The organism is Halosimplex halophilum (assembly GCF_004698125.1).
In the GTDB taxonomy this organism is placed as follows: Archaea; Halobacteriota; Halobacteria; order Halobacteriales; family Haloarculaceae; genus Halosimplex; species Halosimplex halophilum.
Genome location: NZ_SRHV01000005.1, coordinates 774,971 through 799,750, shown reverse-complemented (window position 1 = coordinate 799,750; position 24,780 = coordinate 774,971). Strand labels below are relative to the sequence as shown.

The window sequence follows — 24,780 nt, the reverse complement described above, 5'->3', positions numbered from 1 at the left end:
GGGGCGTCGGGCGGCGCGACCGGGTCGGGCGGCGTCCTCGCGGCGGTCGCGGGCACGCTCGCCGCGCTCGCGGGGACGGTCGTCGCCGGGGTCGAGGCCGTCCGGCCGCTGGCCCGGCGGGCGCTGGACATGTACGTCGGCGGGGTCGTCACGCTGGTCACCGAACCCGGACGGGTCTTCCGGACGTTCGTCCGCTGGGGCGAGGCCGACAAGTCCGTCGGGAACCTCTTTTTCGACGGACGGACGAACCTCTCGGTGCTCGAATCGGCGCCGGTCCTCGCGGCCCTGATCGTGCTCCCGCCGGCGCTCGGCCGACGGGGCCGACAGATCCGCGACGAGGGCCGTCGCCTCCGAGAGGCCGTCGACGCCGTGGACCTGCTCGTCGTCGTGTTCGCGGCGCTGTTCCTCTCGCTGTACATGGGCAACCTCCCGGTGCACGTCCAGGCGACCGTCCGCTACCTCCACCCCCTCTACCCGCTGGCGGTCTACGGCTGCGTCCGGATCCCGCAGGTCCGGTCGCTGTTCGCCGACCGCACCCGGGCCGTCGCCCTCGGTTACGAGGCGGGACTGGTGATCGGGACGCCCGCGGCGTTCGGCGCGCTCCTGTTCGTCGACGCCTCGAAGGGCGGGGTCGTCCAGCCGTTCGGGCTGGCGTCGCTTGCCGCCGCCGCGGTCCTGGCGGCGGCGCTGGTGGCCGCCCGCCGCGACGACCGGTTCCAGGGGGTCGCCGCGGGCGCGTTCGGCGTCGCGACCGCGATGGCGACCGTCTACCTCCTGCTCACGTCGTTCGTCCTCTTCCACTACGGCCCCTCTGCGCTACCGGCGGTCGACGCCCTCAGCGGCGAGTTCCGCTGGCTCGCGCTGACGAACGGCTGACCGCCGCGGGCGCGGGCGGTCAGCGCCGCCCGGACCGCGGAGGTTTTACCGCCTGCCCGGATAGACGCCCCCAATGAGCCAGCCGAGCCCCGAGGTCTACGAGCAGGGCAAGGGGATGGACGCCCACAACAAGGTGATGCGCGAGGTGCGCTCGCGCAACGACGCCAGCTACGACCCGCGCGAGCCCACGCGGGTCTGGCTCGACGAGGACAACACCCCCGACGGCTTCGTCGACTCCCTCACGATCATCCTCAACACCGGCGGCTGCCGGTGGGCCCGCGCCGGCGGCTGCACCATGTGCGGCTACGTCGCGGAATCGGTCGACGGCGGAAGCGTCGCCCACGAGGACCTCATGGCCCAGATCGACGCCTGTCTGGACCACGAGGCGGAACACGCCGAGGACCTGCGCGGCGACCGCGCCGACCTGATCAAGATCTACACCTCCGGCTCCTTCCTCGACGAGCGCGAGGTGTCCGCCGAGACCCGCCGGGCCATCGCCGCCGAGTTCGGCGACCGCGACCGCATCGTCGTCGAGTCGCTGCCCGACTTCGTCGACCGCGAGAAGGTCCGCGAGTTCACCGACGAGGGGCTGGAGTGTGACGTGGCTATCGGCCTGGAGACCGCCACGGACCGGGTCCGCCGCGACTGCGTCAACAAGTACTTCGACTTCTCCGACTTCGAGGCCGCCTGCGCCGAGGCGAGCGCCGTCGACGGCGGCGGCGTCAAGGCGTACCTCCTGATGAAACCGCCCTTCCTCTCGGAGGGCGAGGCCGTCGAAGACATGAAACGGTCCGTCCGGCGCTGTCTCGACGTCGAGGGGTGTCACACCGTCTCGATGAACCCCTGTAACGTCCAGAACTACACGATGGTCGAGGATCTGTACCACGAGGGCGGCTACCGCCCGCCGTGGCTCTGGTCGGTCGCCGAGGTGCTCGAATCGACCGCCGACGTGAATGGGATCGTCGTCTCGGACCCGGTCGGCCACGGCTCCGAGCGGGGCCCGCACAACTGCGGCGACTGCGACGACCGCGTCCAGCGCGCGATCAAGGACTTCGACCAGCGCCAGGACCCCGCCGTCTTCGACCAGGTGTCCTGTGAGTGTGAGCACACCTGGGAGGCGGTCGTGGAACGCGAACGCAGCTACTCCCTCCCGCTCGCCCGGTAGCCGGAACCGCCCGACCGCTTCCGGGCCGCCGCCGGCGGCTGCTCGACCCGAAACGCTCCCCTCCGATCGCCGCCGTGAGTCAGTCGTTGACACGGTTCGTGGCGATGCAGTCCGGCGGTTCCACTTTCACTCCGGTTGCCGTGGGTTTTTATGCATCTACGATCAATGGCATCGTAGGGGCCCTGGAGACCCCGACTGTCACACGCTCCAGCCCCTACGTTCCCCCATCCTATCCCCTGCACTCCCCCGTAGTCGCGATGCCGCGTCGGAGCCGTGGCTCCGACGACGGAGGGTCCGGGGATCCACGTCTCGTCTTGAATCTGGTCTGTCGCACTCGACAGCGAGCGGTGAAGATCTTCGGCGCGCTCGCTAGCTGGAGTTTCTACCGCACTCAACAGCAAGCGCTGAACGCCCTCGGCGCGCTCGCGGTCGCTGTCGCCGGAAATCGGAGATTTCCGAGATGACGAGAGCGCTTCGCTCTCTCGAACCAAGCGACATACCCCCGCGGTCGTGCGGCCGCGAGGGTAGGGGTCGCTCAGGCGACTGGCGGCGCGAGCGCGCCTCGCCCGTTCAGTCCGCCGGGAGAGCAAGCTCTCCCGAGCCCGCGCTCACACGTTCGCGCGGACGCCAGGGACCGCACGGCGACACAACCGCCCCGCACAGCAACGCAGACGGCCACGAACCTCCCCAGCCGATTCGCTTCGTCACTCCGTTCCTCCGCTCATCCCTCGCGCGGCTACGGTCGCGCGCACGAGAGCGCGCTCCAGCGCGCGCCGGGGCGGCCGTTCAGTTCAGTCTCAGTCGCCCGCCTCGGCGGCGACGCCGAGTTCGTCGAGCAGAGTGCGCGCGGCGGCGGCCGACGACTCGGGGCCGCGGGCGGTCACGAGGTCGCCGTCGACGGTGACGGACGCGTCGGCGTCGAGTTCGGCGTCCCAGTTCCCGCCGGCCGTTTTCACCTCGTCCTCGACCCAGTAGGGGAGCTTCCGGCCGTCGGGCATCCGGTCGGCGTCGTCGACGATGCCCTCCTCCCACTCGTTGGGGAAGCCGGTCACGTCGCGGCCGTCGACGAGGAACTCCCCGCCGTCGGTACGGGTAAAGGCGAGGATGCCGACGGCGTGACAGACCACGAGCGCCGTGCCGTCGTCGCCGGCGACGGCGTCGCGGAGCAGCCGCCGGGCGTCGCTGTCCTGGTTCACGTCCCACTCGGTGCCGTGGCCGCCCGGGAAGGCGACGGCGTCGTAGCCGTCGGCGTCGGCGCGGGCGAGCGGCTCGGGGTCGTTCAGTTCGGGGTGGTTCTCGTGGACCTCGCGGACGCGCTCGGCGGTCTCCTCGCCGACCTCGTCGGGGTCGACCGAGCGCTCGTCGACGACGGGCGGGTCGCCCGACGGCGTCGCGACCGTCACGTCGACGCCCGCGGATTCGAGCGTCGTGAGCGGCTCGATACACTCCTCTCCCCAGTAGCCCTCCTCGCTGACGACGAACAGTGCTGATGTCATGGCACGCGCGCTAGGGGCGCGAGACGCCTAAAGGATCCCCCGGCCGAACGGCTTGCCGGCTCCGCGGTGTGCCGGAGGGGTCGGCCGTGGCTGTCCCGCCTGTCGGCCCCGTCAGCGCTCACTCCCGGAGGACCGCGAAGTACGTCGCGACCGCGAGAAACAGCGTCGCGAGGGCGACGTTCCGCCAGGTGTACTCGCCGATCCCGACCAGATCCAGCGCGTAGACGACGCCGACGCTGAACAGCAGCGAGAGGAGGAGATCGAGGACGAGCAACACGCGGATGTCGCCCGAGGGCGCCTCGTCCGTCGCCATGTCCACGTGCGCGGCCGCCGAACCCTTAGCTGTGGGGGTGAGGGTGAGCGAACCGCGGAGGGGGAGCGGGCGGCCGAGCGCAACCGGGCGGAGGCGGCCCGCCGTCGACCCGCCCGCGGCCCGTAACAGTGAAACGACCCGGCGACGACTACCGGGCCATGGACGAACCCCACTCGCGGCGGGCGTTTCTGGGGGCGGCCGGCGCGGCCGCCGGCAGCGCCGCGGCCGGTCTCGCGGGCTGCGTGGCGGCGCCCGGGGGGACGGAGGTCGTCAGCCGGATCGAGACCGACGGCGAACCGCTCAGCGAGGCCGCCGAGGCGCAGTTCCGCGGCGGCCTCCGGCGCCGCGGCGTCTACCCCGACGCGACGGTCCCCACGGATCCCGAAGTCGACTGGACGATCCGGGGGATCAACACGGGCGACCACACCGCGGCGAAGGCCAGCCCCGTCGAAGTCCCCGGCGGCGACATCGTCGTCCCGGGCGACAACGGCGAGATCCGACGGGTGACGCCCGACGGCGAGGAGGTCTGGCGGTCGTCGGTCGAACCGACCTCGCGGGGCATCCACGGGACGCCCGCAGTCGCCAACGGGGCCGTCTACATCGGCGCCTACGACGGCGCGCTGTACGCGTTCGACCTCGAATCGGGCGAGCGCTACTGGCGGGCGAAACTCGGCGACGCCATCGGGTCCAGCCCCGGGTACCACGACGGCACCGTCTACATCGCCGTCGAGTACCACGATCCCAGCGGCGCGATGTTCGCCGTCGACGCCGTCACCGGCGACGTTGTCTGGGAGGACCAGCGGGTCACCGACCATCCCCACTCGACGGCCGCGATCGACCGCCGGGCCGGCCGCCTCGTCGTCGGGTCGAATGACGGCTACCTCTACGCCTGGAGCTACCCCGACCTGGAGTACCTGTGGAAGTTCCCGACCGGTCGGGCGATCAAGGGACCGATCGCCACCGCCGGCGGGAGCGCCGTCTTCGGGTCGTGGGACGGCTCGGTCTACCGGGTGACGCTGGACGACGGGACCGAGGAGTGGTCGTTCGACACCGACGGGCTGGTGATGTCCGGCCCCGCCATCGAGGCCGAGACGGGCACCGTCTACGTCGGCAGCCACGACTCGCACCTCTACGCGCTGCAGTTCGACGACGGGAGCCAGCGGTGGTCGTTCGACACCGGCGGCCGGATAACCGGCTGTCCGACGGTCACGGGCGAGCACGTCCTCGTCGGCTCCTACGACGACTACTGCTACGCGGTCGAGAAGGACTCCGGCGACGAGGTCTGGGCCGTCGAGGGGGTCGGCAACGTCACGTGCGCGCCGCTGGTCACCGACGACGCCGTCTACTTCACCGAGCGCGCATCCCCGGCGTACCTCGACGCGAAAGAGGCCGACGACCGGGAGCCCGACCCCGGGGAGTCGGGCGGGCTCTACCGCGTGGTCGACGCCGACGAGTGACGCCCCGGGGCGACCGGCGAGAGCGGTCGTGACCGGCGGTCAGGGCCGCGGACGGAACAGCGCGAGGTGACGGAGTATCGTCCGGTCCTCGAGCCCGCCGGCGAGCGCGCCCGTGAGGACGCCGATGGTGGCGATGAACCCGGCGATGCGGACGATGTCGACGGTCGTCACCGTCGGGTCCTCCAGGCTCGGCCAGTTGGTCATCAGGTTCGGCGGGAAGACGAATGTCTCGACGACGAGCATGATACCGCCGACGAGCGCGAACAGCCCGGCCATGCCGGCCAGGAGGATCCCCAGGATGGCGACGTTCAGCAGGGCGACGTGCTCGGTGACGACCGCCCGCCGCTCGCGCGGGACGTTGAGGTTCAGCGAGAAGACGAGGTAGACCGCCGCCGCGAGGACGCTCGCGACCGCGAACAGCGCCGCCGTCGCGTTGTCGAGGTTCAGGCCCACGTCCCACGTCTCGGCGCTGAACACGAGGATGAGCGTCGGGGCCACCGCCGCCGTCGACAGTTTCGGGAGGAAGAGCGGTAGCAGCGGCGCCCGGCTCGTCGCCAGCGCACGCGCCAGCTTCCGCGGGTTCCGCGCCGCGCTCGTCAGGTGAAAGCCGACGAGCTCGGCGACGCTCCGGGACTCGACCGACTCCTCGGGGACCCGCGACGCGGTCCGCTCCAGGTGGCGCCGCACGTCCGCGTCGAACGACGGGACCGAGCGCCGCCCGGGGTCAAACTCCCAGGGCGCCATCGCGCCGCCCGCGGGGTCGTGGCCGGCCCCCAGCAGGTGGCCGACCTGGTGGAGCAGGACCGCCGCGCCGTTGTACCGGACGGCGGGCGCGTCGAGCGGCCGCCGCGCCCGGCCGCGCGCCGACACGCGGAGGCGGTGGGTCGAGACGACGGCGACGCGCCCGAGCGGCGAGGCCAGCCCGGCGACCCGCCGCCGGCTCCGCGCCAGCAGCGGCGCGTCCGTGACGACCACGACCAGGTCGTAGGGCCCCTCGACCATCCGCAGCGCCGCCTCGTCGAGGAACTCCGAGGGCCGGCGCGGGTCGCCGTCCGAGAGCGGTTCGGGCTCCTCGGCGAAGAAGCGCCAGGTCGCGCCGGTCGACGCCGCGAGTTCGTCGGCCGCGTCGGCGGCCAGCCGCTCGGCGAACGCGACCAGCCGGTCGGGCTCGGTCCGCCCGGCGGTCGCGGGGAGCACCCCCACGTCGACGCCCACGTCGGTCCCCCCGGCGGCCTCCGCGACCGCCGTCCGCCGTTCCGACTCGGGCGCGGTCGTCTGTCCCGCCTTCGGCGAGCGGTCCTCCATGCCCGCCGTTGGGCCGCCGCCCGGAAAAGCTCGGGCTCGGCCACTGCGGCCGTCCGCCGCGGCCGCGGGAGCGCTCCGGTCAGTCGTCTCCGCTCCCCCGCAGCCCCATGTCGACCAGGTACTCGCGGACGTACTCGTGGAGCCCGTCCTCGTCGCCGGTCACGAACCGGTAGTCGTCGTGCTGGTCGTCGAGTTCGATCGCGGCGTCGGGGTCGACCCGCGAGACGCGGAAGACGACGTTGACGGTGTGGCGCGAGTCGACGCCGTCGACCCGCGAGGCGTCCCAGAAGTGACCGTAGACGCCCACTCGCCCCTCGACGGTCACCTCGACGCCGAGTTCCTCGCGGGCGATCCGGCGGGCCGCGTCTTCGAGCTCCTCGCCCTTGTAGAGGCGCCCGCCCGGCCAGAACCACTCGCCTCTCGCCGGTTCGTTCGTCCGGTGGGCGAGCAGGACGCGGTCCGAGTCCTCGCCTTCGCCTTCGAGGACGACCTCGACGCAGACCTGCGGCACGCGGTTCAGCACGGTTGCGAACTCCTCGGCGGGGATGAACTCGTCGCGTACGTCCATGGGTCCACGTCGACCCACCCGGCCTTCGGCGTTTCGAGGCGCGGGCGTCGGAACCGGTCGCCCGTCCGCCGTCCGCGCTCCGCCGGCGCCCACACGCCGCGGCCAGCCGACACCGCTAACTCGGTGGCGCCGTCCCCTCCACCATGACCGACGAACTCGCCTGGGAGACGCTGGACAGCCGCACCTCCTACACCTGCGAGGGGTTCGACGTCGTCACCGATACCGTCCGGTTCCCGAACGGTGAACGGGCCGAGTTCGACTACCTCGCGGAGGGCGAGAGCGTCGTCGTCCTCCCCTTCACGACCGAGGGCGAGGTGGTCGTCATCGAGGAGTGGCGCCAGGCGGTCGGCCGCGTGAACCGCGCGCTCCCCGCCGGCAGCGTCGAGGACGACGACGCCGACCCCGAATCCTGTGTCGCCCGCGAACTCGAAGAGGAGACGGGCTACTTGCCGGGCGGGGTCGAGCATCTCACAACCGTCGAACCCGCCAACGGCTTCGCCGACGCCGTCTTCCACTACTTCGTCGCCCGCGACTGCGAGCCGACCGGCGAGCGGGACCTGGACTACAATGAGGACATCCGCGTCGAGACGACGACCTTCGACGCGCTCGTGGCGGCCGCCCGCGAGGACGACCTGCGCGACGGCCGGTCGATGCTCGGGGTGCTGCACTTCGCGCTGTTCGGGGACGACGAACCCGACGGCGGGTGAGCGCCGAACACAACCCTTAGGCCCGCCGGCCGGATATCGCGGGCAATGACCGACGTCTTCGAGGTCGACCGCTACGACGCCGCCGGGCGGCTGGGCGAACTGGAGGTGCCCCGCGCCGGCGTCACGGTCGAGACGCCCGCGCTCCTGCCGGTGATCAACCCCCACCTCCAGACGGTCACGCCCGCCCAGCTCGAATCGGAGTTCGGCGCGGAGATCCTCATCACCAACTCCTACGTCCTCTACGGCAGCGAGGACCTCCGCGAGCCCGTCGAACAGCAGGGCCTCCACGAGTTGCTCGACTTCTCCGGCGCGATCGTGACGGATTCGGGCTCGTTCCAGCTCGCCGAGTACGGCGACATCGACGTGACCACCGAGGAGATCCTCGACTTCCAGCGGCGGATCGGCTCGGACATCGGCACGCCGGTCGACATCCCGACGCCGCCGGACGCCTCGCGCGAGCAAGCGGAAGACGAACTCGCGACCACCGAAGAGCGACTGGCGACCGCCGCCGAAGTCGAGACGGGCGAGATGCTCGTCAACGCGCCGGTCCAGGGGTCGACCTACACCGACCTGCGCGAGGCGGCGGGCGCCCACGCCGCCGAGTCGGGGCTGGACGTGTTCCCGATCGGGGCGGTCGTGCCCATGATGAACGAGTACCGCTACGCCGACCTGGCGGACGTGGTCGCCGCCGCGAAACGGGGCCTCCCCGAGAGCGCGCCCGTCCACCTGTTCGGCGCCGGCCACCCCATGATGTTCGCGCTCGCGGTCGCGCTGGGCTGCGATCTGTTCGACTCGGCGGCCTACGCCATCTACGCTCGCGACGACCGCTACATGACCGTCCGCACCACCGAACACCTCGAAGACCTCGAATACTTCCCCTGTTCCTGCCCGGTCTGTACCAGTCACACACCGGCGGAACTCCGAAGCATGGACGATGACCAGCGCGAGCGGCTGCTCGCCGAGCACAACCTCCACGTCTCCTACGGCGAGCTCCGGACGATCAAGCAGGCCATCCGCCGGGGCGACCTGCTGGAGCTCGTCGAGGCCCGCGCCCGCAGCCACCCGGCGATGCTCGACGGCTACCGCGCCCTGCTGGACCACGCCGGCCAGCTCGAACGCACCGACCCCGTCTCGAAGGACACCTTCTTCCACCTCTCCGGCGAGAGCGCCCGCCGACCCGAGGTCGTCCGTCACCACCGGCGGCTCGACCGGCTCGACCCCCGCGGCGACTCCGTCCTGCTCACCGAGGGCAACGACGCCGACGGCTTCGACGAGTGCTGGAACGTGCTCGCCCCCTTCGGCCCGTTCCCGCGGGAACTCGTCGACGGCTACCCCCTGACCGCCGAGACGCCCGAACGCCTCGAAGCGCCCGCCTACGAGGCCGCCGCCGCCGGCGTCGCCCGCCTCGTCGACGCCCACCCCGACACCGCGTTCACGCTCGGCCACGACGGCTGGCCCGCGAGCGCGCTCGCGGACGTTCCCGACCGCGTCGAACTGTGGAACCTGGAGAGCGACGAGTAGAGACCCGACCCTCCGCCGTGGCGCGCGCTGGAGCGCGCTCTCGTGCGCGCGACCGTATGCCGCGCGAGGTCTTCGTGAACTGTGTGAACGAAGGCTCGTCGGAGCTTGCTCCGACGGTGGATTCGCGACTCGCGGGTCGCGAATCGGCTGGGGAGGTTCGTGGCCGTCTGCGGTGCTGTGCGGGGCAGTTGTGGCGCCGTGCGGTCCCTGGCGTCCGCGCGAACGTGTGAGCGCGGGCTCGGGAGAGCTTGCTCTCCCGGCGGACTGAACAGGCGAGGCGCGCTCGCGCGCAGTTCAGTCGCCTGAGCGGGCACTATCCGCGCGGTGCGAGGCGCACAGCGCCTCGAAGCGAACGGCTGTGCCGTGAGCGGGCGGTGCCGAGAGCGCGGATATCCCGCTCAGCGACCGCGAGCACGCCGAGGGCTTTCAGCGCTCCCCGTCGAGTGCGGTCGATCCCGCTCCGAGCGAGTGCGGCGAGGGCTTTCAACGCCTGCTGTCGACTGCGATGCTGACTCCAGCGAGCGAGCGCGCCTCGCCCTTTCAGCGCCTGCCGCCCCCTGCGGCCACCGATACTGCTGGCGAGCCTGTCGAAGGAGTCCGCCCACGTCCGAGGGACAACCGACACCTGGTAGCCGTGGATATTTGGTGTGGCCGGACACACTCGCGGGTATGGCGATCGAAGACCGCGGCGACGCGAAACTCATCGACCACGCGCTCGCTACGGACGTGCTGACGCGGCTGCGCGACGTGGAGACCGAACAGGTGGCGTTCCGGAAGGGGCTGGTCAAGCTCGGCCGGGTCTGCGGCTACGAGATCATCGACGGGGCGATGGAGACCGAGTACGTCCCGGTCGAGACCCCCCTCACGGAGACGATGGGCCAGCGCGTCAAGGGGCTGGACGACGTGGTCATCGTCAACGTCCTCCGCGCGGCGACGCCGTTCGTCGAGGGACTGCTGAAGGCGTTCCCCCGCGCCCGCCAGGGCGTCATCTCCGCCAGCCGCGACGAGGCGGCGGGCATGGACGAGGAGGGGCAGTTCCCCATCTCCGTCGACTACGTCAAACTGCCGGACATCGAGCCGGAGGACACCGTCATCGTCGCCGACCCGATGCTGGCGACCGGGTCGACGATGTGTGCGGTCCTCGACCGCGTGCTGGAGGGCCAGCCCGAGCCCGAGAACCTGTTCGTCCTCTCGGCGGTGAGCGCGCCCGAGGGGCTGGTGCAGGTGAGCGACGCCGTCCCGGAGGCCGACCTGCTCACCGTGGCGATCGACGACGAACTCGACGAGGACGGCTACATCGTGCCCGGGCTGGGCGACGCGGGCGACCGGGCGTTTCGGACGACGGAGTGACCGGCGAGTGCCCGTTCGCGTCGGGCCCGGCGCCGGGCGGACAGGCAGACACCGTTCCCCGACGGCGTCAGGGACAAGGCCGGGACTGACGGGCCCTCGGCCACAACGGGGAGACGGATGGTGTCGGAGTTCGTCGTCGGCGTCGGGTTCGCGTTGCTCTCCGCGCTCGCGTTCGCGGCCCAGGGTATCGCCGTCCGCCTCGGGACGAAGACGCGCTCGATCGCGGCGGTCGTGGGGGCCGTGTTCGCCGTCAACCTGCTCGTGGTGGTCCCCGCGGCCGCCCTCGCCGCCTCTCCCGACTTCGGCCTGACGGCGCGGGCGGTCGCGGCCTTCGCCGTCGCCGGCCTCCTCGGCTCGCTGCTCGCCCGCGTCTGTTACTACGTCGGGATCGAGCGACTGGGCGCGAGTCGGGCCGAGCCGCTCCGGGCGCTGGCCCCGCTTTTCGCGCTCGGCGCGGCCGTCGCCTTCCTCGGGGAGTTCGTCACGGCAGCGCGACTCGGCGGCGTGGCGCTGCTGGTCGGCGCCGGCGCGCTCGTCGGCCTCGACAGCCGGGCCGCGCCCGGGACGGCCACGGGACGAGCGCTCTGGATCGGCGTCGCCTTTCCGGTCGCCGCGGCGCTGTTCCTCGGTATCGACCCGGTGTTCACCAAACTGGGGTTGGCCGACGGGACGACGCCGCTGGTCGGCGTCGCGGTCCGTATCGTCGCCGCGGCGACGGCCTTCGGCCTCTATCTCCTCTGGCGGGCACTCCGGGGCGGACGCGTCCCCGCTCTCGGGGCGCTCCGGGCGGGTCGGCGGCCCTCCCTCGGTGCGGAGCGCTGGCTGCTCGCGGCGAGCGTCGCCAACACCGTCTATCTCCTCGCGTACTACGAGGCGCTGGCGAGGGTCCCGGTGTCGGTTGCGACCCCCGTACTGAGCGCGAGCACGCTGTTCGTCGTCGCCGGCGCCGCGGTATTCCTCCGGGGCGACGAGCGCGTGACGCCGCGGCTGGTCGGCGCGGCACTGCTCGTCGTCGTCGGCGTGACGCTCGTCGTCCGGGGGTGAGACCGTCGCTCCGCGAGACGACCGGCGGTTCCGGACGACCGGCCGCTCGGCCGACGAGGTCGGTGGCGAGGCCCGCGACCGACCCGGTCGGCGGACCGATCCGATGGGGCACGTTTTCTCGCCCGGGGACGTAGGGTCGTCGAATGGAGCCCGTGGAACTCGAGGAGGCGGTTCGAAACTGGCTACGCCGGGAACAGCGAAAGCCCTACCGGGAGTTCGCCTTCCGCGGGGCCGAACACGACTGGGAACTCGTGGGGACGCTGCTCTGCCAGTGCCCGTTCCAGGCGTCGTTCGTCTGGCGCTGTCGGATCGAGTGGTACCGGACGGAGCTCTCCGAGCGCGAGTTCGGGCACCTGCGGGTCATCGAGGGACCGCCGGACGAGTCCTGGCGGGTGCTCTCACCCGACGGGACGATCCGTGGGGCCGCCGAACGCATCAGGGACGACGGGCTGACCGGCGTCTGCGAGGGGATAGACGTGGAGTACATCCGGCGGCGGGCGCGCGGGTTCGGCGAGGGCGAACCCGCGACGGAACAGCTGACCCTCTTCCGGCGGCCCGACGCCGAGACGCCGTCGGTCGCCGACGGGAACCACTACGCGACGGCGAAGGCGCTCCACATGCTCGACGGTGGAACGTACGTCTCTCAATCGGCGTACCTCGCCGTGGGGACGGCCGGAGGGAACGACGCGGGGACGGAGACCGGCGATCCCGACCGCCCCGCGCGGTGAGGCGGTCAGTCCATCGCGACGTAGGTCTGGGTGTCCTCGATGCCATCCAGGTTCTGGATGTGGGTGGCGGCGACGGCCTTCACGTCGGCTGTCTCGTCGACGGTGACGGTGGCGATGAAGTCCACGTCGCCGGCGACGATGTAGGCGTCCTCGACCCCCTCCACGTCGAGGATCTCGGATTTGAGCCGTTCGGCGTCGCCGGAGTGGGCCTTGACCATGACGTAGGCGCGGACCATCTCAGGCACCCCCCTTCGCGGCGACGGCCTCGCCGACGACGATCTGACGCACGTCGTCGAGTTTCTCGAAGTCCGCGAGGATGGCGAGCGTGTCCCCGACCTCCATCGACACGTCCTCGTCGGGGATCGACAGCGGGTCGCCCTGCTTGCCGAACGCGAGCAGCTCGGTGTCCGCGGGCAGTTCCAGTTCGCTCAGGGTGTAACCGCGCATCGGCGACTCGGGCGTGACCGTCAGTTCGACGAGCTGGAGGTTCTGCGCGATGTCGGCGACGGCGCGGATGTTGCCGCCCAGCAGCGCGTTCTTGGCGACGATGGCGCCCAGCCGCTCGGGGTAGATGACCTCGTCGACGTCGGAGGCGTACTTGCGGTAGATGTCCTCGCGGTACTCCTCGTCGATCCGGAGGACGGTGCGACAGCCGTGGTGTTTCGCGACCATGCAGGCGACGAAGTTCGTCGAGAGGTCGCCCGTCAGCGCGCCCAGCGCGTCGGCTTCGGCCAGGTCGGCCGAGAGCAGCACCTGCTCGTCGCTGGCGTCGCCCTCGATGACCTCGTGGCCCTCGGCCTTCGCGCGGTCGACTTTCGTCGGGTCGCGCTCGATGAGGACCACCTCGTGTCCGCTGTCTTCGAGTGCGCGTGCCGTTCGCAGCCCGACGCGGCCGGCACCCACGATAACGAATCGCATGGTAACGCGTACGACCAGGGGCGGAATAAAGCTACCTCCGATCGCCCCCCGTTCGGCGGCCGCGACCCCCCGGTCGAACCCCCGGCCCCGAGCATGGGAGTCAATCCCACGCTATCCGATTAATCCGGTCCTCGGCGGGACGGGGGAAGGTTTTTGGAGCGGCCGGGCGAAGTTCGGTCTACGATGGTGCGGGCCTTTATCATGGTGAAGACGGCGGCCGGGAAGTCCGAACAGTTGCTCGACTCGATCCGGGGGATCGACGGGGTCGAGGAGGCGCACATCGTCGCCGGCCAGTACGACATCATCGTCGAGGCGGTCGGCGAGGAGGTGTACGACCTCATGCACGGCGTCGCAACCAGGCTTCGGGACCTCGACGGCGTCGCCGACACGAAGACCTACATCTGTCTGGACTGACCGCTCTCCTCGCGACCGGATCCGCACGCCCCGGCTCCGCAGCCGCGGCCGGACCGACCCGGCGGCGCCACCGCCGCTCGGTTCCGCTGTGTCGGCTCACTCCCGCCGTCCGTCCCGCTCGGTGACGAACCGCCGCTGGTCGCGGAGCCGCGGCGGCGGCGCCGCGTAGGCGTGGTCGAACACGTCGCCGGGGTCGGGTTCGCTCCCCTCGGCGGCGGCCACGGCCTCGTCCAGCTCCTCGCGGGCCGCCTCGCGAGCGGCCGCGACGAACCCCTCGTCGACGACGCCCTCCTCGCGCAGGTAGTCGGCGTACCGCTCCAGCGGGTCCGCGGTCCGCCACTCGGGCAGGCCCTCGGTCGCCGCGTCGCGGTAGCGGTCGGGGTCGTCGGCGGTCGTGTGCGGCCCCCGGCGGTAGGTCAGGCTCTCGACGAGGACCGGCTCGCCCGACAGCGCCGACTCGCGGGCCTCGGCGACGACCTCGTAGACCGCGAGCGGGTCCATCCCGTCGACCCGCACTCCCTCGATACCGTAGGCGCCGGCTTTCCCCGCGATGGTCTCGCTGGCCGTCTGGCGGTCGGTCGGCAGGCTGATCGCCCAGCCGTTGTTCTCGCAGAGGAAGACGACCGGCGCGGCGAACACGCCCGCGAAGTTCAGCGCCTCGTGGAAGTCCCCCTCCGACGTGGCGCCGTCGCCGAGACAGGCGCACGCGACGCGGTCGGCGTCCCGGTGGGCCGCGGCCATCCCCGCCCCGACCGCGTGGGGGAGCTGCGTCGCGATCGGCGTCGCCTGCGTGAACGTGACCGGCTCCCTGCCCGCCGCGGTGTCGTCCCCGTCGACGGGTTCGTACTCGGAGAACCCGCGGCGGAAACGGAGGATGTCGGCGGGCGAGCGGCCGCGGGCCAGTTGCACGGCGTTCGAGCGGTAGGTGGGAAAGAGCCAGTCGTCGTCGGCGAGCGCGCGGGCGGCGCCGACCTGGGAGGCCTCCTGGCCCTCGAAGGGCGGATAGCCGCTCATCCAGCCGCGGCGCTGGAGCGCGACCGCCCGCTCGTCGAAGACGCGAGCGAAGACCATCTCCCGGAGCAGCGTGCGGGCCAGGTCGGGCTCGACGCTCGTCTCGCCCAGCGACCGCTCGCCGACGACGCGGTGCATACCGTCCCGTGGGGCGGGGCCGAAAAATGGGTTGCGCCGACGCGCGGGCGCAGTCGACACCTCAAAGAGCGCGCGGCGCCTACGGCCGGTATGGTCAGTGCCGTCGACGCCCTCGAACTGGTCTTCCTCGTCGTCGCCCACAGCGCCGTCGCCGCGCTGATGACGCGCTTCTTCCGGGTGCGGCTGTCGACCCGCTGGGGCGGGTTCCTCTACGCCGCCCTCCTCGTCCCGTTCGCGCTCGTCCTGTCGACGCTGTTTTTCAGCGGCGTCCTCCCGCTGGGGCCGGACCTGGGCTCGGCCGGGGCGGTCGTGACGGTGATAATCCTCCTGCCGACGGTCGCGGGGGTGACCTTCGACTACTTCTGGATGCCCTCCCCCGACGAGGTCGACCTCCCCGACCGCTGGGACGACCGCGAGCGGCCCAGCCGCTACGAGAACCGCTGAGCACCCGCACGCGACCGCTCACCCGTCCAGCAGATCGACCACGGCCGACTCCACGTCTGCCAGCACCGCCTCCTGCGGGCGGGCGGCGTCGACGCGGACGAACCGCCCGGGGTCGTCGTCGATCAGCCGCTCGTAGTTCTCGCGGACCGATTCGAGGAACTCGACCTGCTCCATCTTGTTGGTCGACCCCGCCCGGCGGGCGCCCGTCTCGGGGTCGACGTCGAGATAGACCGTCGCGTCCGGTCGGCGGGTGAACGGCCGGTGTACGTCGCGGACGTAGGCGAGCGGGTCGTCGACGTCGAGGTGGGGGTGGTCGGCGAGCGTCGCGCCCTGGTAGGCGTACCGGGAGTCGGAGTAGCGGTCGGAGACGACGAGCCGGTCGGCCGCGAGGGCGGGGCGGATCGTCCGGTCGAGGTGGTCGGCGTGGTCGGCGGTGTAGAGGAACAGTTCGGCCAGCGAGTCGGCGTCGTCGTCGCCGATCGAGCGGGCGACGGCCTCGCCGTACCACGAGTCGGTGGGCTCGCGGGTGAACACCGCGTCGGCGGGGACGGCGTCGCTGTCGGCGAGGTGGGCGGCCGCCGAGGACTTCCCGCTGCCGTCGAGCCCCTCCAGCGTCACGAGCATACCTGCGTGTCTCGACGGCCCCACCTAAACGCCCCGGTGGCCGGACGACCGCCGGCACGCCTCACCGCCGCCGCGGATATCGGCGGACAAGACATACGGCCGTCGCGCCCCAAGCGCGCGCATGAAGCTCCGGAACCGGGAAGGGGAGGCGGTCGACCCCGTTCCCTTCCTGGTGGTCGCGGGCATCGCGTTCGCGGTCGTCTACTCGTTCGGCCCGCTGTACTTCCGGGCGCTGGGGCTCCCGATCCGGTACGGGGTGGTCGTCTCGACCGGGCTGTTCGCCGCGTCGACCGCGGGGCTGTACCACCGGATGGTCTGGACGCTCGACCCGGCCTACCGCGAGGTCGTCCCGGTCGGCGACCGCTTCGAGCGGCTGCTGCTGGCGACGCTCGCCTGTATCGGCGCGGTCGTGTTGCTCGCGCTCCCGCTCGTGGTGTGAGCGGCTCGGTGGCGCATCTCCGGTTCCGTCCCCGCCCCCGCCCCGAGACGACAGTCTCATCCCACGGCACCCCGACGGGAGAACCATGACCGACCACTTCGAGGTCCACGAGCGCGACGGGGCGGCCCGTCTCGCCGAGGTGCGCCTCGACTCGCCGGTGACGACGCCCGCCCTGGTCACCGACGCCGACCGCGACGACGACGCGCCCGAGGCGGGGGTCGCCCACCCGGTCCTCGCCGACGAGGGCAGCGGATGGGCGACCGAACCCGACGCCCCCGAGGGCGACGACTCGCGGCTCACCGTCCTGCCCGCCCGCGGGTTCCCCGCCGGCACGCCCGACGAGGTGCAGGACGCGTTCGCGCCCGAGGTCCCCGACGCCGACTTCCCGAGCGCCGCCGTGATCTCGGCCGACACCGCCGACGATCTCGGGACCGACGCCTACGTCCTCTCGGGGGCGCCGGGGATCGCCGGCCACGCCGAGCAGTTCGTCGACGCGATGATCCAGGTCCGCGAAGCGATCCCCTACGACGCCGCGCTGTACCTGCCGGGCGTCGCCACGCCCGCGAACGTCGCGACGCTGGTCTACGCGGGCGTCGATCTGGTCGACGCCGACCGCGCCGTCGTCCGCGGCACCCAGGGCCGCTATCTCACCGTCGACGGCCACCAGTTCCTCGAAGACCTCGACGAGCTCCCCTGCGCCTGCCCCGCCTGCCAGCAGCCGCGCGACGAGTTCGACCGCGCCGACTGCGCCCGCCACAACGTCAACGCCCTGGCCGCCGCCCTCAAGACCGTCCGCCGGCGGATCCGCGACGGCCGGCTGCGGGACTACATCGAGGGCCAGGCCCGCCACGAGCAGTGGCTCACCGCCGTCTTCCGGCGGCTCGACCAGCAGTACGGCTACCTGGAGGAGCGCACGCCGGTCCTCCGGCAGGCCGAGATCACCGCCGCGACCGAGGACACCATCCGCCGGGTGGAGATCCAGCGGTTCGCCGAGCGGGTCACGTCGCGGTACCGAAACCGCTTCGACAACCCGCTCGTGCTGGTGCCCTGCTCGGCGCGCAAACCGTACAGCGACTCCCAGAGCCACGGCCAGTACCACGACGCCGTCCAGTGGCGCGCCCACAAGGTGTCGATGACCTCGCCCATCGGCGTCGTCCCGCAGGAACTGGAACTCACCTACCCCGCCCAGCACTACGATTCGGTCGTGACCGGCCGCTGGAGCGCCAACGAGGTCGAGTTCGTCGCGAGCGTGCTGGAGCGCTACCTGGAGCACACCGACTACCCCCGGGTCATCGCTCACGTCCCCGAGGACTACCGCCCCATCTGCGAGCGCGTCGAGGAGAGTCTCGGGACCGAGTTCACCTACACCGTCGAGGACCACCCGACTACGACCGACTCCCTGGGCAACCTCGCCAGCGAGCTCTCGGGCGAACTGAAGTACGGCAAGCGCGAGCGCCAGCACAACACCGTCCGCGCCATCGCCGACTACCAGTTCGGCGCCGGCGCGGGCGACGATCTGTTCGACGACCTCCGGATCCGGGGGAGCCACCCCGGACTCCAGGCCCACGACGGCGACGGCGAGCAACTGGCCGTGGTCGTCCGCCCCTACGGCACGCTGGCGTTCACGCTCGCGGGCGCCCGCCGCTGGGTCGAGAGCGACGCGCCCACCAAGCGGGTCGAGATCGACGACTTCGTCCCCCACGGGAGCGTCCTCGCGCCGGGCATCGTCGACGCCGACGAGTCGATCCGCGTCGGCGACGAGGTCGTCTTCGAGGGCCCCAGCGCCTTCGCCGTCGGCCGCGCCGAGATGTCCGGCCCCGAGATGACCCGCTCGACCCGCGGGATCGCCGCCCACGTCCGCCACGTCGAGGAACTGGACTGAGTCGATCCGGGCCCGGCTCGCTCGATGGAGGGCGTCCAGTACAGGTGAGCGCTGTTGCGGTGGGCGGTTACTGTGCGGTCGGCGTGCGCTGGAGCGCGCGTTCATGCGCGCGACGGTAGCCGCGCGAGGTCTTCGTGAACTGTGTGAACGAAGGCTCGTCGGAGCGTGCTCCGACGGTGGATTCGCGACTCGCGAGTCGCGAATCGGCTGGGGAGGCTCGTGGCCGTCTGCGGTGCGGTCGCGGTGCTGTGCTGTACGGTCCCTGGCGTCCGCGCGAACGTGTGAGCGCGGGCTCGGGAGAGCTTGCTCTCCCGGCGGACTGAAAAGGCGAGGCGTGCTCGCGTCCAGTTGAGTCGTCTGAGCGGGCGACTATCCGCGCGGTGCGAGGCGCTGGGCGCCTCGAAGCGAACGGCTGTGCCGTGAGCGGGCAGTGCGGAGAGCGCGGATATCCCGCTTGGTTCGAGAGAGCTCCGCTCTCTCGTCACTGAGCGAATCGGAGATTCGCGAGGTCCGCAGGAGCTCCGCTCCTGCGAGATCCCGAAAATCGAAGATTTTCGGAGACAGCGACCGCGAGCCCGCCGAGGGCTTTCGATGCCTGCGGTTGACTGCGCTCTCCCCGACGTGACTTCGTTTCACGACACCACAAACGGAAACAACTACTCGACTCGCACGTCGAACCGAAACCGTCGAGACCCGTCCCGGGCGCACGTTTTTACGGTCCCGGACCCATCGAACGTGACATGGGATACCACCACGTGGCGGTGGGGGAGATCGAACCCGCGCCGGACCGGCCGAGCGTCCAGCGGTCGGTCTCCGACGCGGCGGGGCTGGAGAACGTGGCGGTCAACCGCTACGAGGTCGAACCCGGCGAGGCGGTCCCGCTGGCCTACCACTACCACGACCAACAGGAGGAGGTCTTCTACGTGCTGTCGGGGACGCTCTCCGTCGAGACGCCCGACGAGACCTACGAGGTCGCGGCCGACGAGGCGTTCGTCGTCGAACCCGACAGCCCCCAGCGCGCCCACGTCCCCGAGTCGGCCGACGAGCGGGCGGTCGCGCTGGTCGTGGGCGCGCCGGCCGTCGACGACGTACACGCCTACGAAGAAAGCGAGAGCGGGGACGAGGAGAACGAGAGCGGGAACGGAGGGGACGACGCATGAGCGACCGGGAGCGAGGCGGCGCGGACGCCGACGGCGAGGGCCCGGACCCGGGGGGGCCGACGGAGGCCGAGCAAGCGGACGAGGCGGCGGCCGCGGACTTGGAGGAGGAGACCGCGACCGGCGAGGCGAGGCCGGAGGACGTGCCGGTCTGGGACGACGAGTACGTCGAGCGGGTGAGCGGCCGACTGATGCACAACTTCGACCTGGAGAAAGACCGGACGGTCGCCGGCGAGTCGTTCACGCTGTACGGGCGGATGGCGATCGAGAGCCGCAAACAGCTGTTCCACGCGGCGCTGAACTACGCGAACCACGACTCGACGGAACACCTGTTCGTCGCCCGCCGGGACGGGGTCGGCGTCGCCGACCTCGAAGCGCTCGTCGAGTGGGCCCACGACCTGGCCGACGAGTGGATCGACGCCGACGAGGAACACTTCAGCACGGACTTCACGGTGGCGCTGGTCGTCCCGCGGATTCCGGGGGCCGTCCGGGAGTTCGTCTCGGGGTTCAAGGACCGGACGCTCATCAGGTACGGCTACTACGGCCACTACGAGGTGAACCTGGTCGTCGTGGCGCCCGACCGGGAAGAAATCGTGACGAGCCGGGCGACGGATCTGGACCGGGCGTTCGACCTGTGGTCCGACCCCGACGAGGAGTCGTCGGGACTCCTCGGTCGGCTGTTCTAGTCGTCGCCGGGCTCGACGCCGCCGCCTCCGCCGCCGGAGCCGACGATGGCCTCGCGGTCGAGGCCGCCGCGGGCCTCCTTGATGTCGCTGTAGGCGCGGCGGGTGATCCCGAAGATCAGCCCGACCAGCACCAGCGCGATGAGGCTCTGGAAGCCGAGCGAGACGGCGCCGATCGTGGTCTCGTACTCGCCGGCGACGATGGTCGAGGGGTTGCGGTAGAGCCCGATCCACAGCAGCGCGACGACGGTCACCGCGAGCATGAAGACCAGCGGCGCGCCGGTGCTGACCAGCTGCTTGGAGTCGTCCCAGTTGGCGAGCCAGACGGTCGCGACCAGCAGCGCCAGCGCGGCGAGCGCCTGGTTGGCGCCGCCGAACAGCGGCCAGATGTTCTCCCAGGTCCCCGACGCGACCAGCAGGTAGCCGGCCAGCGACAGGATCCCGGCGTTGACGTAGCGGTTCGTGACCGTCTCCTCGACGCTCGTCTCGGGCGCGCCGACGACCTCCTCGAGCATGTACCGCCCGAGGCGCATGGCCGTGTCGGTGCTGGTCAGCAGGAAGCTGACGAACACCAGGCCGATGAACGTCGCGGCCGCCGCGGTCCCGACCCCGAAGACGGTCAGCAGGGCGCCGCCGCCCGAGGGGAAGGTGACCAGCGCCGACCCGAGGCCGGCCGTCGACCCGGCGACGATGACGACCGCCAGGACGGCGGTGATACCGAGCAGCCCCTCGCCGAGCATGCCGCCGTAGCCGATGAGGCGGGCGTCGCTCTCCTTGTCCAGTTGCTTGGCGGTCGTGCCCGAGGAGACCAGCGAGTGGAACCCGCTGATCGTCCCGCAGGCGATGGTGACGAACAGGAACGGGAACAGCGGCCCGAGGCTGGAGACGAAGCCGGTCCAGCCGGGCACCTGCGTCGTCAGCGTCTCGATGGTCGCCGTCTGGACCGGGTCCTCCAGCCCGGGGACGAACACGTTGACGTCGACCGGGCTGAACCCGACGATCGTCCCGACGATGGCGCCGAGGATCATCCCGCCGACGCCCGTGTACAGCAGGCTCGACGTGAGGAAGTCACGCGGCTGGAGCAACACCCACACCGGCAGGACGCTCGCGGCGAACGCGTAGAGGACCGTCACGAGCACCCAGGCGGCCATGTTCGGGTCGAACGCGCCCGCCAGCGGCAGCCACTCGCCGCCCGAGCCGAAGAGGACGATGGTCCCCTCGGGGAGTTCGGGGCGGGCGAAGATGGCCAGCGGGTACTGGAGCCCCACCCAGACGCCGCCGAACACCATGGCGACGAACGCCACGGCCCCCGGCAGGAAGGGGAGGTTCAGCTGGTAGAGGTACACCCCGAACAGCACCGCCAGCGCGATGTAGATCACCGACGCCGTCGCCGCCGCCGGGAACGCGTCCAGCACGAGGCCGATCAGGTACGCGAACGCGGCGATCACGAGGATGATCGTCAGGTACGCGAACCACAGCAGCATGTTCTTGCCGCGCTCGCCGACGTACTGCCCGATGATGTACCCGATCGACTTGCCGTCGTGGCGGACGCTCGACGACAGCGACATGAAGTCGTGGACCGCGCCAAAGAGCGGGTTGCCCACGGCGATCCAGATGATCGCCGGGATCCAGCCGAACGCCGCCGCGGCCGTGATCGGCCCCGCGATGGGCGCCCCGCCCGCGATACTCGAGTAGTGGTGTCCGAGCAAGACCGGCTTCTTCGACGGGACGTACTCCTGGCCGTCGTCGTACTTGTGTGCCGGTGTCTCCCGTTCGTCGTCCAGCTCGACGAACCGAGCCAGGTACCTGGAGTATCCGAGATACCCCACCGAGAACGTTACCAGTGCCGCGATCGCGAGCCACATCACCTGTACCATGTGTTGCCACCTCACACCCTACATCACGAAAGAACACCATAAAACTTGAAGATTATGATATAACCTACCCGACACTTACTGGCCGTAAAGTGACGGTACGAACGACCGTGTGGGGCCAGCGGGCGGTGCGACGGGGACCGTCGCGGCCGATCGATGTTGTCTGTGTTATGGATCCGAACGCGGGAGCGGTCGGACGCCTGCGGTCACCGGCGGTCGAACGGGACGACTCCCGGGGAAGCTCCCGGGGACGACTTCCGGGCCGACGCCCGGCTACGCCTCGGCGGGCGGGGGGTCCACGTCGATGGCGAGTTCGTCGGCCACGGCCGCGAGCAGGTCGCCTTTCACCTCGCGGACGCGCGACTCGATCTCCGCGACGACCGGTTCGTCGAACTCGCGGCGGATCTCCGCGATCCGCTCGCGCTCGGTCTCGACGCGGTCGCGCAGCCACGTCGCCCCCCGCCCCTGCTCGTCGTCGTCGGGCGCGGGCGTCACCCTGTTGACGACGAACCCCTCGACCGCCAGGTCCTGCTCGGCCATCTCGGCGACGGCCCGCTCGGTCTCGCGGATGGACAGCTCGTCGGGGTTGAGCACGAGGAAGAAGGCCGCGTCCTCGCGCAGCGTCCGGCCGGCGAACTCGAACTTCTCCTTGCGGCCCTGCAGGTGGGCGATCAGCGGGTCCTCGTCGAGTTTCCGGCGGGCCTCCCGGTCGCCGACGGCCGCCTTCTCGAAGAGGTCGACCGACTTCGCCCGCTTCGCGACGAGCCGCTCGATCCACTCCCCGAGGAAGTCGGGCAGCGCGAGCAGCCGCAGGGTCCCCCCGGTCGGCGACGTGTCGAAGACGACCCGGTCGTAGTCGTCGGCCTCGCGCATCACCTCGATGAACCGGTCGAACAGCGCGGCCTCGTAGGCGCCGGGCGTCCGGTGGGCGAGTTCGATCTGGCGGTCGATCTCGTTGACGATGGCGGCGCTGACCTGCTCGTTCATCCGCCGGCGGATCTCCCCCATGTGGCGCTCGACCTCCTCCTCGGGGTCGAGCTCCATCGCCCACAGCCCCTCGTGGCCGTCGACGGGCGTCGGCTCGTCGTCGAAGTCCTGGTCGAACACGTCCGAGGTGCTGTGGGCCGGGTCCGTCGAGACGACCAGCGTCTTCAGTCCCGCCTCGGCGCACTTCAGCGCGTAGGCGCTGGAGACGGTGGTCTTGCCGACGCCGCCCTTCCCGCCGAAGAAGACGAACTTCTCCACGGTCAGACCGCCCCCGTCGCGCGCCCCGGGCGCGCGGTGGCGCCCGTCGTCGTCGGAAGTCCTACCTCCGCCGCCGGCGGACGTGGTGCGCCCGTCATCAGTGGAAGTGGTACTGCTGGCCCTTGCGTTCGAGCAGCGACCCGCGGTCCCACATGCGCCGCTCCCAGGCCTCGAACTCGTCGGCGAGGTACGGCAGCAGTTCGACCGTGTAGTACGACACCGGGCTCGGGATCCCGAAGGCGTCGGCGAAACAGGCGAACAGGAACGTGTCCTCGACGTCCTCGGCCTCCTTCTCGATCTTCTCGAAGGAGGGGTGTTCGATCATCCCGTGGTAGAACCCGTGGAGCCACTCCTCGACCCGCTCGCGGAACGACGCGATGCGGTCGGCGAGCGACCTGTCGCCGTCTGTCATGAACGTTCGTAGCAGACGGACGTATTTAAAGGTGCCAGCGTGCCGCCGCGGCGACCGTCGCCATGGCGGCGCGCGGACACGGGACCCGTCGTGGCTCCCCCAATCCCATGGGCGGGTCCGGAGCGGGCGAGTCCGGACCGCGGGGCCGCTGCTCCCGACCCTCAGCAGGCGCAACCGGTCGACGCGGCGGAGCGCTCGAACGTCATCGCGTCGCCGCAGGACGGGCAGTCGGGCGGCTCCCCGTCCCCGGCGTCGCCGTCGAGCACCCGCTCGCCGCAGTCGTGACACCAGTAGGCGCCCTCGGACTGGCGGGTCGGGTCGTCGCCTCGCGTGGGATTCTGCGTCGAGGCGCGGAGCAGCTCCCTGACCGTGGCGATCACACCCATGGGCGCGGGAAACTGGGAGCGCCCCCGACAAAATACCCCGGCCGGTCGTGCGACGGTCTCGCACGGCCGCCGGAGCGACGAGTATCGGCGCTCGGGCACGGCGGTCAAGCGCGGCGGCGACCGGGCGCGGCGACAGCCGGTCGCCTATTCGAGGTCTGCAGCCAGCCGGTCGAGCGCGCGGTCGAGTTCGCCCCGGCGCTTCCAGGCGGCGACGCGGTCGGTGACGGCGGCGACCGGGAGGCCGAGACTCACGCTCGACCGGGCGGTGACGCGGCTCCCCTCGTTCTCGGGGTCCCAGTCGATGTCGGTCCACATCTCGTCGAACGGGCCGGCGTCGCCGACCTGCTCGTAGCGCAGGCCGCCCTCGCGGGACTCGAACCGGAGGGTGACGCCGACGCCGCGGGCCCCGGCGGTCACGAACGTCGCGTCATCGCGCTCCTCGATCTCGAGCACCTCGAAACTGCCCTCGTACTCGACGACGACCGCCGGGTCGAGCGCCCGGCGGACCTCGGCGGGCGTCGCGCCGACGAACCGCTCGACCGTGACTTCTCGCATCGACCCGTTCCTCGCGGCCGCGGGGCTTAAACGCTGGCCCGACGCCGGACGAGCGCCCGAACGGACGG

Annotated in this window: 26 protein-coding genes and 1 pseudogene; 14 read left to right on the top strand and 13 right to left on the bottom strand. The window is 71.4% G+C overall.

The features are described from left to right. Both E3328_RS22250 and E3328_RS20225 read left to right on the top strand, forming a co-directional pair. Positions 1-876, top strand: a pseudogene (locus E3328_RS22250) (hypothetical protein); the annotation flags it as partial. Between the two features lie 73 nt (positions 877-949). Beyond that, positions 950-2,041, top strand: coding sequence for an archaeosine biosynthesis radical SAM protein RaSEA (locus E3328_RS20225; protein ID WP_135366432.1), 1,092 nt, complete (start codon positions 950-952; stop codon positions 2,039-2,041). 797 nt (positions 2,042-2,838) lie between these two features. Here E3328_RS20225 and E3328_RS20220 read toward each other — a convergent pair. After that, positions 2,839-3,537: a type 1 glutamine amidotransferase domain-containing protein gene (locus E3328_RS20220; protein ID WP_135366431.1), complete on the bottom strand. Its 699-nt coding sequence runs from the start codon at positions 3,535-3,537 to the stop codon at positions 2,839-2,841. Between the two features lie 118 nt (positions 3,538-3,655). Further along, positions 3,656-3,850, bottom strand: a complete 195-nt coding sequence (locus tag E3328_RS20215; RefSeq protein ID WP_135366430.1) for a DUF8107 family protein — start codon at positions 3,848-3,850, stop codon at positions 3,656-3,658. A gap of 158 nt (positions 3,851-4,008) precedes the next feature. Between E3328_RS20215 and E3328_RS20210 the strand changes: the two genes are divergently transcribed. Then, positions 4,009-5,307: an outer membrane protein assembly factor BamB family protein gene (locus E3328_RS20210; RefSeq protein ID WP_135366429.1), complete on the top strand. Its 1,299-nt coding sequence runs from the start codon at positions 4,009-4,011 to the stop codon at positions 5,305-5,307. 39 nt (positions 5,308-5,346) lie between these two features. On the opposite strand, the gene E3328_RS20205 is transcribed toward E3328_RS20210, so the two are convergent. Together E3328_RS20205 and E3328_RS20200 are read right to left on the bottom strand one after the other, a co-directional pair. Beyond that, on the bottom strand, positions 5,347-6,612 hold the full coding sequence (locus tag E3328_RS20205; RefSeq protein WP_135366428.1) for a hypothetical protein: 1,266 nt from the start codon (positions 6,610-6,612) through the stop codon (positions 5,347-5,349). Between the two features lie 79 nt (positions 6,613-6,691). Beyond that, positions 6,692-7,180 (bottom strand): NUDIX domain-containing protein, encoded by a 489-nt coding sequence (locus E3328_RS20200; RefSeq protein WP_135366427.1) that lies wholly within the window; start codon positions 7,178-7,180, stop codon positions 6,692-6,694. 143 nt (positions 7,181-7,323) lie between these two features. Between E3328_RS20200 and E3328_RS20195 the strand changes: the two genes are divergently transcribed. The 5 genes from E3328_RS20195 to E3328_RS20175 all read left to right on the top strand — a co-directional run bounded on the left by E3328_RS20195 (position 7,324) and on the right by E3328_RS20175 (position 12,530). After that, positions 7,324-7,887: an NUDIX hydrolase gene (locus E3328_RS20195; RefSeq protein WP_135366426.1), complete on the top strand. Its 564-nt coding sequence runs from the start codon at positions 7,324-7,326 to the stop codon at positions 7,885-7,887. 45 nt (positions 7,888-7,932) lie between these two features. After that, entirely contained in the window at positions 7,933-9,408 is a 1,476-nt protein-coding gene (gene tgtA, locus E3328_RS20190; RefSeq protein ID WP_135366425.1) for a tRNA guanosine(15) transglycosylase TgtA, read from the top strand. Positions 9,409-10,077: 669 nt separating this feature from the next. After that, a complete protein-coding gene (gene upp, locus E3328_RS20185) occupies positions 10,078-10,758 on the top strand; it encodes a uracil phosphoribosyltransferase (RefSeq protein ID WP_135366424.1) in 681 nt (226 codons plus the stop codon). 117 nt (positions 10,759-10,875) lie between these two features. Continuing rightward, positions 10,876-11,802, top strand: a complete 927-nt coding sequence (locus tag E3328_RS20180; RefSeq protein ID WP_135366423.1) for an EamA family transporter — start codon at positions 10,876-10,878, stop codon at positions 11,800-11,802. Between the two features lie 143 nt (positions 11,803-11,945). Next, positions 11,946-12,530 (top strand): hypothetical protein, encoded by a 585-nt coding sequence (locus E3328_RS20175; protein ID WP_135366422.1) that lies wholly within the window; start codon positions 11,946-11,948, stop codon positions 12,528-12,530. 5 nt (positions 12,531-12,535) lie between these two features. Here E3328_RS20175 and E3328_RS20170 read toward each other — a convergent pair whose 3' ends face one another. Beyond that, on the bottom strand, positions 12,536-12,766 hold the full coding sequence (locus E3328_RS20170) for an Lrp/AsnC family transcriptional regulator (protein WP_135366421.1): 231 nt from the start codon (positions 12,764-12,766) through the stop codon (positions 12,536-12,538). Position 12,767: 1 nt separating this feature from the next. Beyond that, positions 12,768-13,448 carry a potassium channel family protein gene (locus E3328_RS20165; RefSeq protein ID WP_135366420.1) on the bottom strand — a complete coding sequence of 227 codons (681 nt, stop codon included), beginning with the start codon at positions 13,446-13,448 and terminating at the stop codon, positions 12,768-12,770. A gap of 183 nt (positions 13,449-13,631) precedes the next feature. Between E3328_RS20165 and E3328_RS20160 the strand changes: the two genes are divergently transcribed. Continuing rightward, a complete protein-coding gene (locus E3328_RS20160) occupies positions 13,632-13,862 on the top strand; it encodes an Lrp/AsnC family transcriptional regulator (RefSeq protein ID WP_135366419.1) in 231 nt (76 codons plus the stop codon). A gap of 96 nt (positions 13,863-13,958) precedes the next feature. Here E3328_RS20160 and E3328_RS20155 read toward each other — a convergent pair whose 3' ends face one another. After that, complete coding sequence (locus E3328_RS20155; RefSeq protein WP_135366418.1) at positions 13,959-15,011, bottom strand: thiamine pyrophosphate-dependent enzyme; 1,053 nt, start codon at positions 15,009-15,011, stop codon at positions 13,959-13,961. A gap of 90 nt (positions 15,012-15,101) precedes the next feature. On the opposite strand from E3328_RS20155, the gene E3328_RS20150 reads away from it, so the two are divergent. Then, positions 15,102-15,455: a DUF7991 family protein gene (locus tag E3328_RS20150; RefSeq protein WP_135366417.1), complete on the top strand. Its 354-nt coding sequence runs from the start codon at positions 15,102-15,104 to the stop codon at positions 15,453-15,455. 18 nt (positions 15,456-15,473) lie between these two features. Here E3328_RS20150 and tmk read toward each other — a convergent pair whose 3' ends face one another. Beyond that, positions 15,474-16,079, bottom strand: a complete 606-nt coding sequence (gene tmk, locus E3328_RS20145) for a dTMP kinase (protein ID WP_135366416.1) — start codon at positions 16,077-16,079, stop codon at positions 15,474-15,476. Positions 16,080-16,200: 121 nt separating this feature from the next. On the opposite strand from tmk, the gene E3328_RS20140 reads away from it, so the two are divergent. The 4 genes from E3328_RS20140 to E3328_RS20125 all read left to right on the top strand — a co-directional run bounded on the left by E3328_RS20140 (position 16,201) and on the right by E3328_RS20125 (position 20,243). Continuing rightward, a complete protein-coding gene (locus tag E3328_RS20140) occupies positions 16,201-16,518 on the top strand; it encodes a hypothetical protein (RefSeq protein WP_135366415.1) in 318 nt (105 codons plus the stop codon). A gap of 85 nt (positions 16,519-16,603) precedes the next feature. After that, entirely contained in the window at positions 16,604-18,400 is a 1,797-nt protein-coding gene (gene arcS, locus E3328_RS20135) for an archaeosine synthase subunit alpha (protein WP_135366414.1), read from the top strand. A gap of 740 nt (positions 18,401-19,140) precedes the next feature. Further along, positions 19,141-19,560 carry a cupin domain-containing protein gene (locus E3328_RS20130; RefSeq protein ID WP_135366413.1) on the top strand — a complete coding sequence of 140 codons (420 nt, stop codon included), beginning with the start codon at positions 19,141-19,143 and terminating at the stop codon, positions 19,558-19,560. Then, positions 19,557-20,243, top strand: a complete 687-nt coding sequence (locus E3328_RS20125; RefSeq protein WP_209452246.1) for a DUF8052 family protein — start codon at positions 19,557-19,559, stop codon at positions 20,241-20,243. Before E3328_RS20130 ends, E3328_RS20125 begins: the two co-directional genes overlap by 4 nt. Here E3328_RS20125 and E3328_RS20120 read toward each other — a convergent pair. The 5 genes from E3328_RS20120 to E3328_RS20100 all read right to left on the bottom strand — a co-directional run bounded on the left by E3328_RS20120 (position 20,240) and on the right by E3328_RS20100 (position 24,712). After that, positions 20,240-22,117: a carbon starvation CstA family protein gene (locus E3328_RS20120; RefSeq protein ID WP_135366466.1), complete on the bottom strand. Its 1,878-nt coding sequence runs from the start codon at positions 22,115-22,117 to the stop codon at positions 20,240-20,242. The genes E3328_RS20125 and E3328_RS20120 overlap by 4 nt on opposite strands. A 270-nt stretch (positions 22,118-22,387) precedes the next feature. Then, on the bottom strand, positions 22,388-23,359 hold the full coding sequence (locus E3328_RS20115) for an ArsA family ATPase (protein WP_135366412.1): 972 nt from the start codon (positions 23,357-23,359) through the stop codon (positions 22,388-22,390). A gap of 97 nt (positions 23,360-23,456) precedes the next feature. After that, on the bottom strand, positions 23,457-23,771 hold the full coding sequence (locus tag E3328_RS20110) for a DUF7990 family protein (protein ID WP_135366411.1): 315 nt from the start codon (positions 23,769-23,771) through the stop codon (positions 23,457-23,459). Positions 23,772-23,932: 161 nt separating this feature from the next. Further along, the gene (locus E3328_RS20105; RefSeq protein ID WP_135366410.1) at positions 23,933-24,157 is read right to left on the bottom strand and encodes a hypothetical protein; all 225 of its coding nucleotides are present in this window, start codon (positions 24,155-24,157) and stop codon (positions 23,933-23,935) included. A 144-nt stretch (positions 24,158-24,301) separates the two neighbouring features. Beyond that, a complete protein-coding gene (locus tag E3328_RS20100; RefSeq protein WP_135366409.1) occupies positions 24,302-24,712 on the bottom strand; it encodes an SRPBCC family protein in 411 nt (136 codons plus the stop codon). Between the last annotated feature and the right edge of the window lie 68 nt (positions 24,713-24,780).

Coding starts and splice junctions, on each gene's coding strand:
- E3328_RS20225 (WP_135366432.1), top strand. CDS start 950: ATGAGCCAGCCGAGCCCCGAGGTCTACGAGCAGGGCAAGGGGATGGAC.
- E3328_RS20220 (WP_135366431.1), bottom strand. CDS start 3,537: ATGACATCAGCACTGTTCGTCGTCAGCGAGGAGGGCTACTGGGGAGAG.
- E3328_RS20215 (WP_135366430.1), bottom strand. CDS start 3,850: ATGGCGACGGACGAGGCGCCCTCGGGCGACATCCGCGTGTTGCTCGTC.
- E3328_RS20210 (WP_135366429.1), top strand. CDS start 4,009: ATGGACGAACCCCACTCGCGGCGGGCGTTTCTGGGGGCGGCCGGCGCG.
- E3328_RS20205 (WP_135366428.1), bottom strand. CDS start 6,612: ATGGAGGACCGCTCGCCGAAGGCGGGACAGACGACCGCGCCCGAGTCG.
- E3328_RS20200 (WP_135366427.1), bottom strand. CDS start 7,180: ATGGACGTACGCGACGAGTTCATCCCCGCCGAGGAGTTCGCAACCGTG.
- E3328_RS20195 (WP_135366426.1), top strand. CDS start 7,324: ATGACCGACGAACTCGCCTGGGAGACGCTGGACAGCCGCACCTCCTAC.
- tgtA (WP_135366425.1), top strand. CDS start 7,933: ATGACCGACGTCTTCGAGGTCGACCGCTACGACGCCGCCGGGCGGCTG.
- upp (WP_135366424.1), top strand. CDS start 10,078: ATGGCGATCGAAGACCGCGGCGACGCGAAACTCATCGACCACGCGCTC.
- E3328_RS20180 (WP_135366423.1), top strand. CDS start 10,876: ATGGTGTCGGAGTTCGTCGTCGGCGTCGGGTTCGCGTTGCTCTCCGCG.
- E3328_RS20175 (WP_135366422.1), top strand. CDS start 11,946: ATGGAGCCCGTGGAACTCGAGGAGGCGGTTCGAAACTGGCTACGCCGG.
- E3328_RS20170 (WP_135366421.1), bottom strand. CDS start 12,766: ATGGTCCGCGCCTACGTCATGGTCAAGGCCCACTCCGGCGACGCCGAA.
- E3328_RS20165 (WP_135366420.1), bottom strand. CDS start 13,448: ATGCGATTCGTTATCGTGGGTGCCGGCCGCGTCGGGCTGCGAACGGCA.
- E3328_RS20160 (WP_135366419.1), top strand. CDS start 13,632: ATGGTGCGGGCCTTTATCATGGTGAAGACGGCGGCCGGGAAGTCCGAA.
- E3328_RS20155 (WP_135366418.1), bottom strand. CDS start 15,011: ATGCACCGCGTCGTCGGCGAGCGGTCGCTGGGCGAGACGAGCGTCGAG.
- E3328_RS20150 (WP_135366417.1), top strand. CDS start 15,102: ATGGTCAGTGCCGTCGACGCCCTCGAACTGGTCTTCCTCGTCGTCGCC.
- tmk (WP_135366416.1), bottom strand. CDS start 16,079: ATGCTCGTGACGCTGGAGGGGCTCGACGGCAGCGGGAAGTCCTCGGCG.
- E3328_RS20140 (WP_135366415.1), top strand. CDS start 16,201: ATGAAGCTCCGGAACCGGGAAGGGGAGGCGGTCGACCCCGTTCCCTTC.
- arcS (WP_135366414.1), top strand. CDS start 16,604: ATGACCGACCACTTCGAGGTCCACGAGCGCGACGGGGCGGCCCGTCTC.
- E3328_RS20130 (WP_135366413.1), top strand. CDS start 19,141: ATGGGATACCACCACGTGGCGGTGGGGGAGATCGAACCCGCGCCGGAC.
- E3328_RS20125 (WP_209452246.1), top strand. CDS start 19,557: ATGAGCGACCGGGAGCGAGGCGGCGCGGACGCCGACGGCGAGGGCCCG.
- E3328_RS20120 (WP_135366466.1), bottom strand. CDS start 22,117: ATGGTACAGGTGATGTGGCTCGCGATCGCGGCACTGGTAACGTTCTCG.
- E3328_RS20110 (WP_135366411.1), bottom strand. CDS start 23,771: ATGACAGACGGCGACAGGTCGCTCGCCGACCGCATCGCGTCGTTCCGC.
- E3328_RS20105 (WP_135366410.1), bottom strand. CDS start 24,157: ATGGGTGTGATCGCCACGGTCAGGGAGCTGCTCCGCGCCTCGACGCAG.
- E3328_RS20100 (WP_135366409.1), bottom strand. CDS start 24,712: ATGCGAGAAGTCACGGTCGAGCGGTTCGTCGGCGCGACGCCCGCCGAG.